At 59.6% G+C, this 16,095-nt stretch carries 15 protein-coding genes; 5 read left to right on the top strand and 10 right to left on the bottom strand.

Annotated elements, in window-relative coordinates:
* Nucleotides 1-187: 187 nt before the first annotated feature.
* The 7 genes from NG895_RS14590 to NG895_RS14560 all read right to left on the bottom strand — a co-directional run bounded on the left by NG895_RS14590 (nt 188) and on the right by NG895_RS14560 (nt 5,927).
* Nucleotides 188-421 (bottom strand): hypothetical protein, encoded by a 234-nt coding sequence (locus NG895_RS14590; protein WP_252853246.1) that lies wholly within the window; start codon nt 419-421, stop codon nt 188-190.
* A gap of 59 nt (nt 422-480) precedes the next feature.
* Entirely contained in the window at nt 481-867 is a 387-nt protein-coding gene (locus NG895_RS14585) for a hypothetical protein (RefSeq protein WP_252853245.1), read from the bottom strand.
* Nucleotides 868-931: 64 nt separating this feature from the next.
* Entirely contained in the window at nt 932-1,396 is a 465-nt protein-coding gene (locus NG895_RS14580; RefSeq protein WP_252853244.1) for a hypothetical protein, read from the bottom strand.
* Between the two features lie 67 nt (nt 1,397-1,463).
* On the bottom strand, nt 1,464-2,135 hold the full coding sequence (locus NG895_RS14575) for a hypothetical protein (protein ID WP_252853243.1): 672 nt from the start codon (nt 2,133-2,135) through the stop codon (nt 1,464-1,466).
* A 365-nt stretch (nt 2,136-2,500) separates the two neighbouring features.
* On the bottom strand, nt 2,501-2,944 hold the full coding sequence (locus NG895_RS14570) for a hypothetical protein (RefSeq protein WP_252853242.1): 444 nt from the start codon (nt 2,942-2,944) through the stop codon (nt 2,501-2,503).
* Nucleotides 2,945-4,286: 1,342 nt separating this feature from the next.
* Nucleotides 4,287-5,273 carry an isoaspartyl peptidase/L-asparaginase family protein gene (locus tag NG895_RS14565; protein ID WP_252853241.1) on the bottom strand — a complete coding sequence of 329 codons (987 nt, stop codon included), beginning with the start codon at nt 5,271-5,273 and terminating at the stop codon, nt 4,287-4,289.
* Nucleotides 5,274-5,369: 96 nt separating this feature from the next.
* Nucleotides 5,370-5,927, bottom strand: a complete 558-nt coding sequence (locus tag NG895_RS14560) for a PEP-CTERM sorting domain-containing protein (RefSeq protein ID WP_252853240.1) — start codon at nt 5,925-5,927, stop codon at nt 5,370-5,372.
* A gap of 325 nt (nt 5,928-6,252) precedes the next feature.
* Here NG895_RS14560 and NG895_RS14555 point away from each other — a divergent pair, with 325 nt between their 5' ends.
* The gene (locus NG895_RS14555; RefSeq protein ID WP_252853239.1) at nt 6,253-6,810 is read left to right on the top strand and encodes a hypothetical protein; all 558 of its coding nucleotides are present in this window, start codon (nt 6,253-6,255) and stop codon (nt 6,808-6,810) included.
* Between the two features lie 24 nt (nt 6,811-6,834).
* On the opposite strand, the gene NG895_RS14550 is transcribed toward NG895_RS14555, so the two are convergent.
* The 3 genes from NG895_RS14550 to NG895_RS14540 form a co-directional block, all read right to left on the bottom strand.
* A complete protein-coding gene (locus NG895_RS14550) occupies nt 6,835-8,541 on the bottom strand; it encodes a type II secretion system protein GspG (protein ID WP_252853238.1) in 1,707 nt (568 codons plus the stop codon).
* Nucleotides 8,542-8,651: 110 nt separating this feature from the next.
* Nucleotides 8,652-11,402 (bottom strand): DNA gyrase subunit A, encoded by a 2,751-nt coding sequence (gyrA, locus tag NG895_RS14545; RefSeq protein WP_425267233.1) that lies wholly within the window; start codon nt 11,400-11,402, stop codon nt 8,652-8,654.
* A gap of 233 nt (nt 11,403-11,635) precedes the next feature.
* Nucleotides 11,636-12,508 carry a hypothetical protein gene (locus NG895_RS14540; RefSeq protein ID WP_252853237.1) on the bottom strand — a complete coding sequence of 291 codons (873 nt, stop codon included), beginning with the start codon at nt 12,506-12,508 and terminating at the stop codon, nt 11,636-11,638.
* Nucleotides 12,509-13,055: 547 nt separating this feature from the next.
* Between NG895_RS14540 and NG895_RS14535 the strand changes: the two genes are divergently transcribed.
* The 4 genes from NG895_RS14535 to NG895_RS14520 all read left to right on the top strand — a co-directional run bounded on the left by NG895_RS14535 (nt 13,056) and on the right by NG895_RS14520 (nt 16,062).
* Complete coding sequence (locus NG895_RS14535) at nt 13,056-13,553, top strand: 3-hydroxyacyl-ACP dehydratase FabZ family protein (RefSeq protein ID WP_252853236.1); 498 nt, start codon at nt 13,056-13,058, stop codon at nt 13,551-13,553.
* A gap of 101 nt (nt 13,554-13,654) precedes the next feature.
* Entirely contained in the window at nt 13,655-14,041 is a 387-nt protein-coding gene (locus NG895_RS14530) for an acyl carrier protein (protein WP_252853235.1), read from the top strand.
* A 98-nt stretch (nt 14,042-14,139) separates the two neighbouring features.
* Complete coding sequence (locus tag NG895_RS14525) at nt 14,140-14,679, top strand: hotdog family protein (protein WP_252853234.1); 540 nt, start codon at nt 14,140-14,142, stop codon at nt 14,677-14,679.
* Nucleotides 14,680-14,787: 108 nt separating this feature from the next.
* The gene (locus NG895_RS14520; protein ID WP_252853233.1) at nt 14,788-16,062 is read left to right on the top strand and encodes a beta-ketoacyl-[acyl-carrier-protein] synthase family protein; all 1,275 of its coding nucleotides are present in this window, start codon (nt 14,788-14,790) and stop codon (nt 16,060-16,062) included.
* Nucleotides 16,063-16,095 lie beyond the last annotated feature (33 nt).

Here is a 16,095-nt window from a genome sequence, read left to right as displayed (position 1 = left end):
CTCGCGCCCCCGGCGCGCGGTGCCTGGCCAGCCCTGGCCACGGCGCGCAAGAAATTAATTATAGTTGCCGCTCGAAAAGCTCCAAGCAACTTGTGGTCGCGGCACTCGAGTTAGGGCGAAAGACCGGGGGAATCGCCGCAAACGAGGGCGAAAACCGGCAATTCTCGGCCGCCAAGCCGATTGCCCCCTAGCGAAGCCCCCAGGCGACCTCGAGACCGGCCTCATGCTCCTCGCCGACGCCGGAGGAACTCGGCGTGCCACCCGTCCGGGATATGCTGGCCAGCGCCGGCCTGGCTTTTGTTTCGCGCCCCACCAGCAATAGCGCGGCGTCAGCAGCCGCGCTAGCGGGGGCCGCCGTGCCAGTGCCTGGCGCGGTGGCAGACAGGTCTGTGTCGCCCTTCACCGTAGGCGAGGCGAACATCGCGAGCGCGGGAAGGCACCAACGGGGCACTGCCAGAGCGGACACAACTCATTCAATGCTTAGACGGTGACATTGGATATCGCAAACGTGTTACCGAAGTTGGCATTTCGAATTAGGTTGTCGTCGGCGTCGACAATACCATCATCGTCTCCGTCGGCAACCAGGCTCGTAGTGCTTCCTAGGCGATTCCGCCACGCCGTGTAGTCGGAGAGGCTGTCGACGGTGCCGTCCAGATTGTAGTCACCCAGCAATTCAAAGACGGTGTCTGATGGCAGATCGGAACGCCACTTGAAGGTTGTTTGAGGAGTAGTTACCCCATTTACACCACGGACAATGAGGTCGTCCGTGATATCGAAATCACCAAAGGCAACTTCTGTGTCGGTGGGGCCCGTCGAAACCCCCGTCGGCGCCCCGCTACCAAAGCGCACTCGATCGCGTGTAAGCACGAAATTCCACGCGGGCAGCCATCCAAGCTGGCGATGTCACGCAGCGAATGTCGCCGAGCTAAGCTCATGTTGGATGGTCACTTGTGGCATTCCAGCAAGGACACGATTGGCTGGGTGTCCCCATTGGTCCGAAAAACCACCCAGCCCCTCCACCGTTATCATCCAGGCGTATCGTTCCCGAAATGGGACTATTGTCGACGTTGTACTGGGTGTCTGCGAACTGCACCTGACCACGCGTGCCGCCACCTAAGTCCTCAGCAAAAACTGACAAATAGTACGTGTCGTTCAAGTCATTACTGGGATTTGCGTCCAGATCTTCGGCGTAGTTGAAACTGTTGATGACAGCATTCCAGTCGCTGATCGCGCGATTGACGACCGCTTGGGCAGTTGTGGCATTGTTCACGCCATATTCGAGATCAAATGTATTAAGAGCTGCTGATTCATTTGCCCAAACGATCGCCAGCAGGTCTTTGTTTTCCAATTGCTCAATTGAGAGACGCGTTCCTGTTCCTCTTGCCCTAAACTGCATGATTGGCCTTCCGTAACTCGCGGTTTTTCCAAGGTTTCGTTGTGAGCTGTCAGATAATCAAGCATTGCTAATCTGGAGCATCCGATCCGATTCTGTAGAGAAAAAGGCTTGCGGCAATTGCAGCAAAAATAGAACTTGCTTTCGGTTCGGGAACCTGGCGGAGTGCAACAATTGAAGCCAAAACGCTACTGGAGTTGTCCATGCCTTGATTCGCGAAAGTAACACGCACACTTGCCTCCGAAAAATCGCGCCAAGCCTCGATGTCGGCGGGAAAGTCAGCTCCGCTCATCACATGTTCGTCGCCAAAAAACGCAAATGCGAATCCCCACTGCAGCATGGACGAGTCGCCCAAGCTCTCACCAAGCGTCTTCTTCAGTCGGATCACATCTTCAGGAGCAGCGGGAGGAGAGCCCAAGTCTTCGTCGGAGAGAATATTGTCAAAACTTTGCGCTACATAATCCGCGGTAGAGAATGCGTAGCCATCGATCACGAACTTCACAGCGTATGGTTCAACTATTTCTGTCTGGTCTATCTCAGAACCAACATCCAGTGGTTCAAACGTGAACGTGCCACGAAATCTGTCTCCTGCTTCAACTTCAAATGGCAGTTGAAGTGGGGGCGTGTCTCGATTCACCTCTAGCACCTCCGCCTCAAACCCCAGCGTCACAGTCCCCGCCGTTGCCGGCTGCATCGCGCACAGCAACATCGCAACACACACAAGCTTCTTCATCAGTCGCATCTCTATTCCTCCAGAGCGGTTTGCCCAATAGTCTGACAATAACGGGGGGGCGAGTTCGTCAACCAGAATCGGGGTGCGTGAAGGGTATCTTCATGCATTCACGCGTGGTGTGAAATGGCTAATACGTTTTGAATCCATTACAATCAATCGCAGTCGGTATTCCGCAGCCCGAGAATGCTACGACGAAAGTGGTGAGAAGCTAGTAACTAATGAGCTAGTTGGGGGGGCAGCCATCCAAGCTGGCGATGTCACGCAGCGAATGTCGCCGAGCTAAGCTCATGTTGGATGGTCACTTGTGGCATTCCAGCAAGGACACGATTGGCTGGGTGTCCCCATTGGTCTTCCCATGTAAGGTTTTAACACCACTACTCGCCAGTGGCATTCTTGTGACGAAAGTGGGGACGCCATGGACATGCATGTAGCGAGGTGCAAAGTATCAGCATGGGCAACAACGCGGTTATCAACTGCGTGGACGCTGGTTCAGGAACTACGCGTACGTCGCCAACGAACGCACCGACCTTCACCGCATTTCCGGTGCTAGGATCGAAAAATGTCAGCGACATCTCTCGGAAGGAGAAAGCATTTAACGTGCTTAGGTTTAGCGTTTCATTCTCACTACTGATTAGTGCGCTGTCACCTATAAGTGATACACTGGCAATCCACAGAATCGCCTGATCCCCCATCAACGGAGTTCCTTCGCACAGTGCTATGTCTTCCGTTTCGGCGCAGCCTACGCGAAAGACGTCGCTAACTCCACCGGGGCCTCGGTCGACTACTGGCGTGTTTTCAGGGTCTGCGATTCGACCCATTAGAGGAATCCAGTCGGGGGCATCGTTCTCGACGACCACGCTGTAGTCGGTCTTCTCTAGGAAAAACTCATCGGTCTGGATCCGAAGTGAACCTGTTTCTGGGGACGCAGCGAAAGACGCCATAATAATGTCTCCTACCTCTACATCGAAAGGCAGGTCCAACCCTTCTCCGATTGGTACCACGCTCGCAACCTCCGCCTCAAACCCCAACGTAACAGTCCCCGCCGTTACCGGCCGCGCCGCGCACAGTAGAACCACGGCACACACAAGCTTCTTCATCAGCCTCATCTCTATTCCTCCAGAGCAGTTTGCCCAATAGTCTGACTTTAACGGGGGGGGGCGCAGAGTCGTCAACCATAATCGTGATTATTGACTACAATCTTCATTAAACAAACAGTAACGCAAAGACCTGAGTGCCGGAAGATTGTTGTTCTGCTCATCGAGTTGGTTCCGTCGCAGTTGCCAGCAGGCTGGTTGCGGATTGCACCCTCGGGAAACAGAATCGCTGCTGCTAGCTGCGCGGGGCAGTTGTGCGGGCTTCCAGCGAGCCGGAAGCGCCGCATCCAGCAAATGCGGCGGTCGCAGTCTTGAGCTTCGAGTATAACCGCAATCCCCAACCGCAGACACTTTGCTGAGAAATGGGGTGAAAGCAGTAATTCAGGAACGTAGAACGGAATAAATTCCGTTCTACGAGGTTGCTTGTAGTTTTCTTACACTCGGTGGGGGATAATGCGGGGTGAGCTTGGAGAGTAGATAGTCGACTTGCTTGCCCTTCGCGGTCTCGTCTTGAGTAGCCGGACGACCACGTCGTCCGCGAAAGTTGACCGTCCAATGTGTTCGCTGAAATCGGAATACACTTCGGAGTTTTGGTTTGCTCGCGCAAGAGAGCGTGGTGGTGGGTTCTTCACTCGTTCGGCGGAGCCAGCGGCGACAATCTGGGTTTTGGGCCAACGGAGGGTTTTGGGCCAACACGGTGCACACGCGGGGAACAACTCGGGGAGTTTTGTCGCACCCTCCAAGTGGTTTAGCCGAGAAAAACAGAGGTTTTTGCGCCTCGAGGGGACCAAAACAGTGGGAGTTTTGGGCCCATGGATGTAGATCCCCCATCGTTGGCCCAAAACGTTGGCCCAAAAAGAGCAGGCCATCGGCCGGGCCGAGCCCGGCCTCGGAGGGTGCTGCTGGTAGAGAGTAGATCCTTCGGTCGCTTAGGCTCCCTCAGGATGACATGAGCGCGGCTCCCTCAGGATGACTTGAGCGCGGCTTCCTCGGAAGGAGAAGAACGCGGCTTCCTCGGGATGATACGAGCGACGCTCCCTCGGGACGATGCGAGAGATCGGGCGGCTTAGTCCTCGAACCAGATACCGATTTCGCGGCGGCCGTTGGAGTCGGCGATGGCGTGGGGCATCGAGCCGGTGTTCGACTGCGCGGTGACGCGGCCGTCGGCGCTGATGGCGATGATGCCGCCGTCGCCGGGATTGAGAATGTCGTCGAGGCAGTGGGCCACGGCCTCCTCGGGGCTTTGGCCTTGTTCGACGAGCCAGGCAACCTTGGTGCAGATGGTATGACGCATGTACTGCTCGCCGGTGCCGGTGCCGCTGGCGCCGCAAAATTTGTTGGCGTAAGTGCCCGCGCCCACGATCGGCGTGTCGCCAATGCGGCCGTGCATTTTGCCGTTGAGCCCACCGGTGCTGGTCGCGGCGGCCAGGTTGCCATGCACGTCGAGCACGACGCAGCCCACGGTGTTGCCAGGCGAGTCGGCCTCGGCCGCTTCGAGTTGAACATCCGCAGGCAGCGGATACGCCGGCTTGTCGAACGTTGGCTGGCCGTTCCGCTCGAGGAACTGATTGAGCGCATGAAACCGGCGGCTGGTGAAGAAGTAGGCCTGGTCGACCTCTTCGCAGCCATTGGCGATGGCGAACTCGTCGGCCCCGTCGCCGGCCAGCAGGATGTGCCGGGTGTTGTCCATCACCAGGCGGGCAGCGCGAATGGGGTTCTTGATGCGTTTGGCGCCGGCTACGGCGCCCGAGCCCATGTTGCTGCCATCCATGATGCAGGCGTCGAGTTCGTGTCCACCGGCCGCAGTGAACACGGCTCCTTTGCCGGCGTTGAAGATGGGTGTGTTTTCGAGACTCACCACCACTTCGCCCACCACGTCCACGGCGGGGCGTCCCTGCTCGAGCAATCGGACGCCGACCTCCATGGCCTGGCGAACCCCGTTCTCGTAGCCGGTACGAATGTCGTCGGCCGTGTCGCCGGGAATGCTCCCCGCCCCGCCATGCAGGACCAGCACCCACTGTGGAGCTTTGTCGGTGGACTGCGCATCACTCATGGCAGGCAGGGTTCCGATGGCGAGCAATACAACAACTATCCAATGGCCCAACCTGACGTGCATGGCGAATCGATCCTGGAGGATGACGAACGGGCGCTATCGTTTGCGCGCCCGCCATCCTACCAGCGCGACGGCGGCAATGCCAATCATGGCGATGCTCGAAGGCTCGGGCACGACCAGCGGGTTCAACGAGCGGAGGTAACTGAACCCGCCGCCGGAGCCAGAACCCTGGCCCCACGAGGTGAATCGTAGGTTGTAATAAGCGTTATCCGCCGGGATGTGGATCACCATGTTCTGGCCGACGGAGTTGGGCGGATTTGCAGCAATGGTGTTGAACCAGCTGTCGAACGTCAGCGAGTCGATGTCGTCGTCCAGCGTGCCGAGCGCCCATTCGACGCCCAGGGGGCTGGTGTGTCTGGTGTAGCGCGGTTCCATTGCGGCATTGTAGATGCCTTCGACGTCGGCGCGGGTGATCCAGACATTGTCGCTAATGCGATCCTGGGTCGCTTCCAGCGTGGGGTCGTCAAAGGGTTCCTTCGTAAACGTGAAGGTGGGTTCCGTTTCGAGGGTCGCCGCGCGCACCGTGCTGCAGGCCAGGGCCAGCATGACAATGGAGAAGACTTGTGCGAGTGGAGCGAATTTGGAATGAGTCATTTCTTGTACAAGCTAGGATGCGGGGTTGAACGAACGAGGTAAACATCAACGCGCGGATTATTACAGCACGCAAGAAAACGAGTGTTGCTGAGAAAAAGCGCAACAGGGCCCGCAGGAAAGCAGCGAACTGCGGCGGGGCCAGTCAGGAAGCACGTTTGGCGATTAGCAACACACTCTCAGAAGGTTTGTAAATGGTCGACCAGGCGACCAGAGACACCATGCAATATAATCATGCCAACCAAGACAGACCACCAAAAGATGCAAAAGCCGCAGAAACAGGGCCTTTTTGAGAAGGTGCGAGCTTCTCGCAGGAGGGATTAAATCCATGTCAGTATTCGACTTATGGCTGCCGATTCTGCTCGCGGGGGTAGCCACCCATGTGGCCAGCACCCTGGCCTGGATGGTGTTGCCGCACCACAAGCCGGAGTGGAAAAAACTGCCGGCCGAGGACGAATTGCTCGGCTTGCTCGACGCCCACCAGTCGCCGGCTGGCCAGTACATGTTCCCGTTTTGCGAGGACTCTGCGCAGATGAACTCGGACGAGTTCAAGCGAAAGCTCCAAGGTGGGTGCAAGGGAATGCTGGTGCTGTGGGACACGCCCCTCAACATGGGCAAGGCCATCGGCCTGACCGTGGCCTACTTCCTGCTGGCCGCATTCCTGATTGGCTACATCGCTTCGATTGCATTCGCGCCGGGCGAGACCGACAAGCTCGACATCTTCGCCCTGGTGTTTACGGCCGGCGTGCTGTGCCATGCCCTTGGCCCGTACCCGGCCGCGTTTTGGTTTCGCCAGAAAACGGCCATGACGGTCGTGGACGGCCTGGTGTTTGCGTTGATCACGGCTGGGATCTTCACCTTGTTGTGGCCGGGCGTGGCGAGCTGAGTGGTTGTGGCTGTTGGCGGGGAGTTACTCGCCGTCGCCGGGCAGCGGAACTTCGATCAGGGGCACGCGAATCGCAACGTCGTCGGCGCTAACGGGTACGTACCCCTCGAGCAAACCTGGGCCGGGCAGATCGTCGCCCAGCAACTCACGAACCTGGTCGGAGTACGCCGCGGCCGTGTAGCCGGACAGAATGTTCATGTCGTTGTGGCTGCCGCGGTCGTCGACGCCGTTGAGGCCGTACGAATAGAGCAGAAACCCATTGTCGGTTTTGCGATAGCCGAATGACTCGTTGCCATACGCGTCGACGGGAATCCTGGCCGCGTACCGCGGCACCACGGCCTCGAGCGACTCGGGATACTCGCCATTAGCGAGTCGATAGCGGCCCAAGGCCATGGCGAGGTGCATGAGTTGGTCGTGGGTTGCGTGACGGGCTTCACCCTGGATCATCGTGTCGAAAGAGCTACCCTGGATAAGCCATAGCAATTCGAGGAGTGCATCAGCACGTTGCTGAAGAGACAATTCCTGTAGTGGTGTCGTGGCGACAAGCTCGTCTGATAAGTCCTTATTCATGGATTCGATTTCGGCGAGCCTCTGGCGTACGTTACTCTTTTCAGCGATGGCGATCTGTTTTTCAAAGTCGCGATTGACTCCACGCAGAAAGCGGTTGGCATCGAGGGGCAGTTCCAGCAGGTCGCGGGTGCGCTGCACGGCCGCCGGATCGTCGCAGAAGTAACCCAGCGTTTGGAGAACTTCCTCGTGCCTCTGGAGCAGGGCAAGACTGTAGTTGAGTCCGTAAAGTCGTTCGCCTGCTCGTAGTACACCGGGCAGTCGAGATGGCGGTACATCGAGGGCGTGCAGCTGTTGCAGCTGCGACAGCTGCCGGTCCGTTGCATCGCTGCGGGAAACAAGCTGCAATTCCACCGGTGCTGCGCTGAGTATCCGTGCTGCGTTGAATAGGACTAGATCGAGATACAGGTCTGGAGGCTGGATATTGCTGAGGCGATGGATGGCCACCAGATCTCGGACAGCTAATGTCAGATCTCCCTGCCCCAACGCGATCTGGGCACGCATGGCCAGGCAGTTGGCGACGCTTCGCTGATCCATCGTTCCGAGCCCCATCATGGTGGGATCTTCATCGACCGCAACGCACAGGGATGGCGGTGGAGCATACCAGTTGGGTTGCTCCATCGCGGCGACGATCCGGTCCAGCTTTGCGGTATTGCGTGTTTTCCATTCCACGAGCGGCGGCACCTGATGCGCGGCGAAGGATCGGTTGGTAGCAACAAATGTCTCTAGATCGTCGGGCCACAACTGTGCCGCGAGAGCGGCGTTGGGGTGAGCTGCTTCGTACTGGGCAAAGCTCTCTTCATCGACGTCGACCCCCGTCTGTTGCAGATACCAAATGGCGATGGCGCGCGTCGTCTTATCACCACTCACCGTCTCCAGCACTCCCCCTTCCGGCGGCGTCGGCATGCCGAGCTCGTCGCAAAACGCCTGCCGGTACTTCTCGTCCACCATCGCCAGGCCCACCGTCTGCCAGTAGTCGACCGCGCCGTTCTCACTGGCGGGCACTTTGCGCTTACGTAGTCGTTCGAGCCACGCGCGGCGATAGTCGGGCAGGCCGTCTTCGGTCAGCGGCTTGGTGATATAGGTGGTCTCCTTGGAGACCGTAATCTTAGGCGGCTCGGCGGCGAGCAACGAACAGCAGCAGCACGCGATGAGCGTGGACAAGAATGCACAGCGCACTTCAATTCCCCCCAACCTGACGAGCTACACCTCGTCGGAAGAGCGTCCCAAGTAGTTGCACGACGAGGCGTAGCTCGTTGGCTATCTCCGGAGGACTACTCCTCCGTCTGATCCGTCTCTTCCGGCTTTTCAGCTGGCTCCAACGGCTCGGTGGCTTCCGCCTCGACGGCGTCCTCGTCGCGTTCTTCGGCCGGTACGCGGACGATGGCCGACAGCGTGTCGTCGTCGCCCAGGGTCATGATGTTCACGCCTTGGGTGTTGCGGCCGATCACGCCAATGTCGCTCGCTTTGATCCGCTGAATCTTGCCGCGGGCGGTCATCATCAACAGCTCGTCTTCGTCGGTGACTTGGGCAATGCCAATCACAGGGCCGTTGCGCTTGGTGGTCTTGATGTCACGCAAACCCTTACCGCCACGGTTTTGAGTGCGGTACTTGGCGCTGGAACTCAGTTCCTCGTCGTCGCTCTCTGCTTCGCCTTCGGGGCTGGCGTTCGGTCCGAACGGTGTGCGTTTGCCGAAGCCGTGCTCGGTGGCGGTGAGCAGCGTGGCCTCGGGCACGGCGACCACCATGCCGGCCAGCCAGTCGTCCTTGCCCAGGTTGATGCCCTTCACGCCGCTGGCGTTGCGGCCCATCGGGCGGGCGTCGGCTTCGCTGAAGCGGATCGCCATGCCTTTGGCGGTGGCCAGCAGCAGTTCGTCGCCGGGGTGAACCAGCGAGACGTCGACCAACTCGTCGCCATCCTTCAGCTTGATGGCGATGATGCCGGTCTTCATGGGGCGGCTGTACGCCTTGAGCTCGGTCTTCTTCACCAGCCCCTTGCGAGTGGCCATCACCAGGTAGCTGTCTTCCTGCGTCAGGTCGCGAATCGCGCGGCAGTCGGCAATCTTCTCGCCTTCGGCCAGGTTCAGCAGGTTGACGATCGCGCGGCCTTTGCTTTCTCGCGACAGGGCGGGCAGGTTGTAGACCTTCTGCCAGTAGACCTTGCCGTAGTTGGTGAAGAACAGCAGGTAGTCGTGCGTGCTGGTGACGAACAGGTGCTCGACCGGGTCGTCATCGTCGACGGTCGCACCCCTGATCCCCTTGCCGCCGCGACGCTGCGCGCGGTACGTGCTGGCGGGGGTGCGTTTGATGTACCCATTGTGCGAAATGGAGACCACCATGGTCTCCTCTTCGATCAGGTCCTCCATGTTCACCTCGCCGATCTCCTCGCCGGAGATTTCGGTCCGCCGATCGTCGGCGTGGCGAGAGTTCATCAGGTCTACCATGTCCTGGCGGATCATTCCGTAAATGATCGCCTCGTCGGCCAGGATCGACATGTACTCGGCGATCTGCTTGAGCAGTTCGGCGTGCTCGTCGGCCAGTTTTTCTTGTTCCAGGTTCACCAACTGGCCCAGCGTCATCTTCAGGATGGCGTCGGCCTGCACCGGCGTCAGCGAGTACTCCTCGGCCACGCCCCGCTCGTCCTGGAACTGGGCGTAACCTTCGTCGCCCAACGCTCGCTTGAGCAGCGCGCCGGGCGTCTTGATCTCCATCAGGGCTTGTTTCGCTTCGGGCTGCGTCTTCGACGCACGGATCACGCGGATCACTTCGTCGATATTCGCGTGCGCGAGCAGCAGACCCTGCACCGTGTGCTTCCGGCGGCGGGCTTTGGACAGCAGGAACTGCGTCCGGCGACGAATCACCGTCACGCGGTGGCGGACAAACTCCTGCAGCATCTCCTTCAGGTTCAGCACCCGAGGCTTGCCGTCGACCAGTGCCAGGAAAATCACGCTGAACGTGTCCTGCAGCGGTGAGTACTTGTAGAGCTGATTGAGCACGATGTCGGGGTCGCCATCACGCTTCAGCTCGACGATCACCCGTACCGGTTCGTTCAGGTCGCTCTCGTCGCGCACATCGCTGATGCCCTGCACTTTGCCTTCGTTCGCTAGCGCCGCGATCTTCTTGACCAGTGCGTCGCGAGTCTGTTGGTAGGGGATGTCGTGAATGATAATGCGGGACTTCTTGCCATTTTCCTCGATGCTGGTGTGCGAGCGAACCACCACCGTGCTGCGGCCAGTCTGGTAGCCTTTGAGGATTCCACTGCGGCCGCAGATGATGCCGCCGGTGGGGAAGTCGGGACCTTGGATATGCTCCATCAGTCCGGTGATGGAAATCTCCGGATCGTCGATCAGGGAGATCACGCCGGCGCACACTTCCTTCAGGTTGTGTGGCGGAATGCTGGTGGCCATGCCCACGGCGATGCCGCCCGAGCCGTTGACCAGCAGGTTGGGGAACTTTGAGGGCAGCACTACCGGTTCGGTGTGCCGTTCGTCGTAAGTGGGGATGAAGTCGACCGTGTCGAGCTTCAGATCCTCGAGCATCATCGACGCGACCGGCGCCAGGCGGGCTTCGGTATATCGCATGGCCGCCGGGGGCAGGCCGGCGATGCTGCCGAAGTTGCCCTGCTTGTCGATCAGCAGGTTACGCATGTTCCATTCCTGGGCCATGCGGACCAGCGTCGGGTAGATGACGCTTTCGCCGTGGGGGTGGTAGTTACCGCTGGTATCACCAGAGATTTTTGCGCATTTCACCCGCGCGGCGCCGGGACCCAGATTCAGGTCGTTCATCGCCACCAGGATGCGGCGCTGCGAAGGCTTCAGGCCGTCCCGCACGTCGGGCAGCGCGCGGCTGACGATCACGCTCATGGCGTAAGTCAGATAACTATCCTTCAGCTCGTCTTCGATCGGCAGGTCGATCAGCCGGGCGGCGATGGCCTCTTCGGTCTTGCCCTCCGCCTCGGGAGTCGCACCAGTCTCTTCCGGTCCGGTCTCTTCCGGCCCAGTGGGATCGTTCGGTTCGTCTGCCACAGTGGGTTCATCCTTGCGGGTGATGAGTAATGAATAAGCGACTTATTCTACTCTTTTGGGGGCTCGCTCACAACGAGCAGCCGCGGTCGCCGGCTTGCCGAAAAGCCTGGTTTTAGAGGGCTCTTGCCACGTCCCGAAAGAAACTGGGGCGGGGTGGTTGAGAAGGTTGGAGCCAGGGCCGAATTCGCCCCCACGCCGGATGCCCAGGTGGCCGATTCGGCCTGCCCGGCCGCCTACCACCAGTAGCGGAAACCGAACAACATTTGCGGGATTTGGGCGTCCTCAATGTCGACGTATTCGAAGCCGGTGTACAGCTCGCCGTCGCGGCAATGCTTGCCTAGATGAACGCCCAGCGTAGTGCGGGCGCGAAGCAAACGAGCATGGCCAAGCTTGCCAAGGTCGAAGTCGGTGGACCAGATCCAAGGCTCGACCGGCAGAATGTCGAAGCCATAAGTGAAGTTGAACCCAACCTCGCTCCGAGTGTCCGACAGCCAGTTGATGCCCAAGCCGCTCCGCCACTGCATGTAGTCGTTCTGGGCGAACCGGAAAACGAGGTTCAAGTCGCCCAGCGCCAACTCGTCGGTGCCGGAAGGGATGTCCTCGTAATAGTTGTTCCACGAGGAGTCGAGCGACAGACGCCACAACGCAAGGTCGATCTGCAATCGCGAACCAACGGTTTGCATGTCGTCGAAGTTGGTGCCGTATTCAAGTTGCGCCCGAGCGGAGCTGACAAAGTCGGTCGACCGCCAGAACAGCTCGCTGTCTTTGTAGCCACCCTCGGCATAAGCATCCGTGTAGCCGCCGAACCGCTGGTGGTCGGGATCGTTCAGCAAGGCGTAGGGGGCCCAGTAGGGCGCCGCGGCGACCATGAAGATGCCGCCCAACAAGAACTCGGAAGCGGGATTATCCTCGAGCAGGTCATCCAGCACGGCGTCGGCCGGATCGTAAGTGTCACGGCTGCCACCCGAGCTTGGCGCCGGCGAGCTGGATGCAGGGGAATTTGGCGTGTGCACTCCCTCGCGCAGCTGCTGAAGTTCCTCCCCGCGCACCACGCCAGTGGTGGCGGAGCAGACCAGCAGCAGGCCGAGCAACGGGAGGAGTTTCATGGTTGGTTTGAAGATAAGCAGGTCAGAAAAAGTGCCTAGATTGGCGGGGCGGAGCATACGGGCCCCCGCTACTGATGGTCAAGGTTGTTTGGGCAGCTCGGCGACCAGCACTTATCTCTCCGCAGCCGGACCGCTACGCCGTCCGCGAGCCGCCAGGACGAAGATGAGCCATCCGTCCGCCAGCAGTGCAGGCATGCAATCCTTGGCGGTTTGTGCGGGTCGGCTTCAGGTTGACCAGTCGATCAGGTCGAAATGTACAAAAGGCCGCTTACCCAACTCCAAAGGTTGACGTTGCCAGGCCGGCGGGAATGCTGTAAATGCTTGGTGTGAGACGGTTTACCGAAACACACCGCCTCGTCGCCCTGCGGCGAGAGCCGTTGTGGGTATTTTGCCCAGTCGGTATAATCCGAAGTTCGCTTTACCCAGCCTGCCGAGCCTCTCGCGTTTTACGCGACTGGCAGCACAATCCGGCGGGCCGGAACGGCGTGAGTTGAGTAGTTGAGAATCAGCGTTTTCGCACCACCCCGAATATTGGTACCTATTTTCCATGCGGTTCTGGTTGCTGGACGCCATCGAATCCTTCACCCCCGATGAGCAACTCACCGGGGTGAAGAACGTTAGCTATAGCGAAGACTATTTGGAGGACCACTTCCCGGAGTTCCCCGTGTTACCGGGCGTGTTCATGCTCGAAGCGGCAACGCAGGCGGCTGCCTGGCTGCTTCGATTCACGGACGACCTGGCCCACACGATCGTGGTGCTTCGCGAAGCCAAGAACATTAAGTACGCCAACTTTGTCCAGCCTGGCCGTCAGTTACGAGTGACGGTCGAGCAGATGAAGAAGGACGAACGCTTTGCCACCTTTAAGGTGGCGGGGACGGTCGACGGCCAGTCGACCTTGAGCGGGCGAATCGTGCTGGAGCGTTACAACCTCGCCGACAGCGATCCCATGCAGGAAGAGGTCGACGCGCGTGTGCGGGATTACCTGTGTAAGGTGGCCCGTTCGATTGCCAAACCAGAGATGCTTCCCGCCAGTGTGCGGGTTTAGAAATGAGTGACTTGCGATTGAGAAGCCAGGGACACCAAGTGTCCCAAGCCACTTGTCGCCGGCCACGGAGAACTGAATTCACCCAAGAGGAGTTAGAGGCCATGCCCTCGCAAGAAGAGATCTTCGCCAAGGTACAAGAAGCGCTGGTCGACGCCCTGGGGGTCGACGACGATGAAGTGACGCCGGAGGCGACGTTGCAGGGAGACCTGGATGCCGAGTCGATCGACTTCTTGGACATCGTGTTCCGCCTGGAGAAGAGCTTCGACATCAAGATCGAGCGGGGCGAACTGTTCCCGGAAGACATCCTGACCAACACCGACTATGTCCAGGACGGCAAGGTAAACGCTGACGGTCTGGCCAAGCTCAAAGAGCGGATGCCGTTCGCCAATCTGTCGAAGTTCGAATCCGACCCGCAGGTCCAAAACCTGGGCAAGCAACTGACCGTTGCCGATATGTGCGCCTTCGTGACGTACAAGCTGGAAAAGTAAATTCCGCTGACCTACCACAATGACCAATGGCCCGGCGGTCGTTGGTCATTTTTATTGACCCTTCATAGCTACGCTGACAACTCCAAGGAAACGTTCCCATGCGCTGGCTATGGGTAGATCGATTCACCGAGTTTGTGGGGTCGTCGCATGCTGTCGGCCACAAGGGGGTGGCGTTGTCCGACCCCTTCATGCACGATCACTGGGACGCCTATCCCACGATGCCCCACACGCTGATGGCCGAGGGCATGGCGCAGACCGGTGGGCTGTTGGTTAGCGAGCTGTACGAATTCAAAGAGCTGGTGGTCCTGGCCAAGTTCTCGAAGCTGGCCTTTCACGGCATCACCCGTGGTGGCGACTCCGTCACCTATCGGGCCGAAATCGAGAATGTTCGCGACATTGGTTCGTCCGTTGTCGTTTCGGGACATTGCGGAGATGAACTCCGCTGCGAAGGCGAGATTTTCTTCGCCCGACTGCAGGCCGGCGACGTCGGCGATCAGGAAATCCCCAAGCGGTTGTTCGACCCCGCCGATTTGTTGCAGTGGCTGCTGCGCGTAGGCATCTTCGAAATCGGCGTGAAGAAAGACGGCACCCGCATGCATCCTGCCGACTATGGTTTGCCGATGAAGTCGGCCGGCTAGGCTATTGTGAACTTTGTAGCCGGAGTCGCAAGACTTCGGACTGCAGGATGGCAAAATCAGAACTCTCGCAAGTCCTGCTACGGACCGAATTCCCTCAAGGACAATCCCATGAAACGTCGAGTCGTCGTCACCGGTGTCGGTTGTGTCACGCCGTTGGGAACCACGGTGCCGGAGTTGTGGGCCAACCTGATGGAAGGCAAGAGTGGCGTCGGTAAGACCACGCTGTTCGATGCCAGCAACTTCCCCACCAAGATCTCGGCCGAGGTTCGCGATTGGTCGGTAGCCGCCGTGGGCGAAGACCCCCAGGAGTGGGCCACCCGCGGACGCCATACCCGCTTTGCCGTGGGCGCCGCCAAGCAGGCGATGACCGACTCGGGCCTGTCGGGCACGGTCGATCCGCAGCGGCTGGGCGTTTACCTCGGTGCGGGCGAAGGCCAGCAGGACTTCGAGGCCTTCAGCCGGATGATGGTCGCTTCGCTGGCCGGTGGCGATTTCGATTTGGGCATCTTTGTACGGCAAGGTCTCGACGAGCTCGATCCGCAGCTCGAGCTCGAGCAGGAGCCCAATATGCCGGTCGGTTACCTGGCCGCGATGTTCGACGCCCAGGGCCCCAACGTCAACTGCTTGACGGCCTGCGCCGCCAGCAGCCAGGCCATCGGCGAGGCCACCGAGATGATCCGCCGCGGCGACGTGGACGCGATGCTCTCCGGCGGCGCGCACAGCATGATCCACCCGTTTGGCGTCACTGGATTCAATCTGCTCACCGCGCTCAGCGAGCGAAATGACGATCCCGAGGCAGCCAGCCGGCCGTTCGACCTCGAGCGCGATGGATTCGTGCTCGGCGAAGGGGCCGCGATGGTGGTGCTGGAAGAATACGAACACGCCCGCAAGCGGGGCGCTACCATCTACGGCGAGGTCGCCGGCTACGGCACCACGGCCGATGCCTTCCGCATTACCGACACGCACCCCGAGGGTCGCGGCGCCACGGCCTGCATCAAAATGGCCCTGACAGATGCGGGCATGACACCGCAGGACATTCACTACGTGAATGCCCATGGCACCAGCACCACCGTGAACGACAAGGTCGAAACGCTATCGCTGAAGCAATCGTTCGGCGACCACGCCTACAAGGTGCCGGTCTCCAGCACCAAGAGCATGACGGGCCACCTGATTGCGGCCGCCGGGGCCACGGAGTTGATCATCTGCCTGATGGCCATGAAGCATGGCATCGCGCCCCCCACGATCAACTACACCACGCCCGATCCCAACTGCGATCTGGACTACGTGCCGAACACCGCCCGGGAGATGCCGATCAAGACGGCGCTGTCCAATAGCTTCGGCTTCGGCGGACAGAACATCACGCTAATTGCCACGGCCGTGTAGACTCTCGAATTTGCTCCCCCATGTCCGAGGTCG

The sequence above is a fragment of the Aeoliella straminimaris genome (genome assembly GCF_024054565.1).
GTDB lineage: Bacteria > Planctomycetota > Planctomycetia > Pirellulales > Lacipirellulaceae > Aeoliella > Aeoliella straminimaris.
Note: the sequence above shows the minus strand (reverse complement) of the source record. Positions and strands in the feature narration are given on the sequence as shown.

Excerpts from the sequence above, each read along its gene's own strand:
- NG895_RS14580 (WP_252853244.1), bottom strand. The coding sequence starts at position 1,396 with ATGCAGTTTAGGGCAAGAGGAACAGGAACGCGTCTCTCAATTGAGCAA.
- NG895_RS14530 (WP_252853235.1), top strand. The coding sequence starts at position 13,655 with ATGCCCTCGCAAGAAGAGATCTTCGCCAAGGTACAAGAAGCGCTGGTC.
- NG895_RS14570 (WP_252853242.1), bottom strand. The coding sequence starts at position 2,944 with ATGGGTCGAATCGCAGACCCTGAAAACACGCCAGTAGTCGACCGAGGC.
- NG895_RS14555 (WP_252853239.1), top strand. The coding sequence starts at position 6,253 with ATGTCAGTATTCGACTTATGGCTGCCGATTCTGCTCGCGGGGGTAGCC.
- NG895_RS14525 (WP_252853234.1), top strand. The coding sequence starts at position 14,140 with ATGCGCTGGCTATGGGTAGATCGATTCACCGAGTTTGTGGGGTCGTCG.
- NG895_RS14560 (WP_252853240.1), bottom strand. The coding sequence starts at position 5,927 with ATGACTCATTCCAAATTCGCTCCACTCGCACAAGTCTTCTCCATTGTC.
- NG895_RS14535 (WP_252853236.1), top strand. The coding sequence starts at position 13,056 with ATGCGGTTCTGGTTGCTGGACGCCATCGAATCCTTCACCCCCGATGAG.
- NG895_RS14575 (WP_252853243.1), bottom strand. The coding sequence starts at position 2,135 with ATGCGACTGATGAAGAAGCTTGTGTGTGTTGCGATGTTGCTGTGCGCG.
- NG895_RS14540 (WP_252853237.1), bottom strand. The coding sequence starts at position 12,508 with ATGAAACTCCTCCCGTTGCTCGGCCTGCTGCTGGTCTGCTCCGCCACC.
- NG895_RS14590 (WP_252853246.1), bottom strand. The coding sequence starts at position 421 with ATGTTCGCCTCGCCTACGGTGAAGGGCGACACAGACCTGTCTGCCACC.
- NG895_RS14565 (WP_252853241.1), bottom strand. The coding sequence starts at position 5,273 with ATGAGTGATGCGCAGTCCACCGACAAAGCTCCACAGTGGGTGCTGGTC.
- NG895_RS14520 (WP_252853233.1), top strand. The coding sequence starts at position 14,788 with ATGAAACGTCGAGTCGTCGTCACCGGTGTCGGTTGTGTCACGCCGTTG.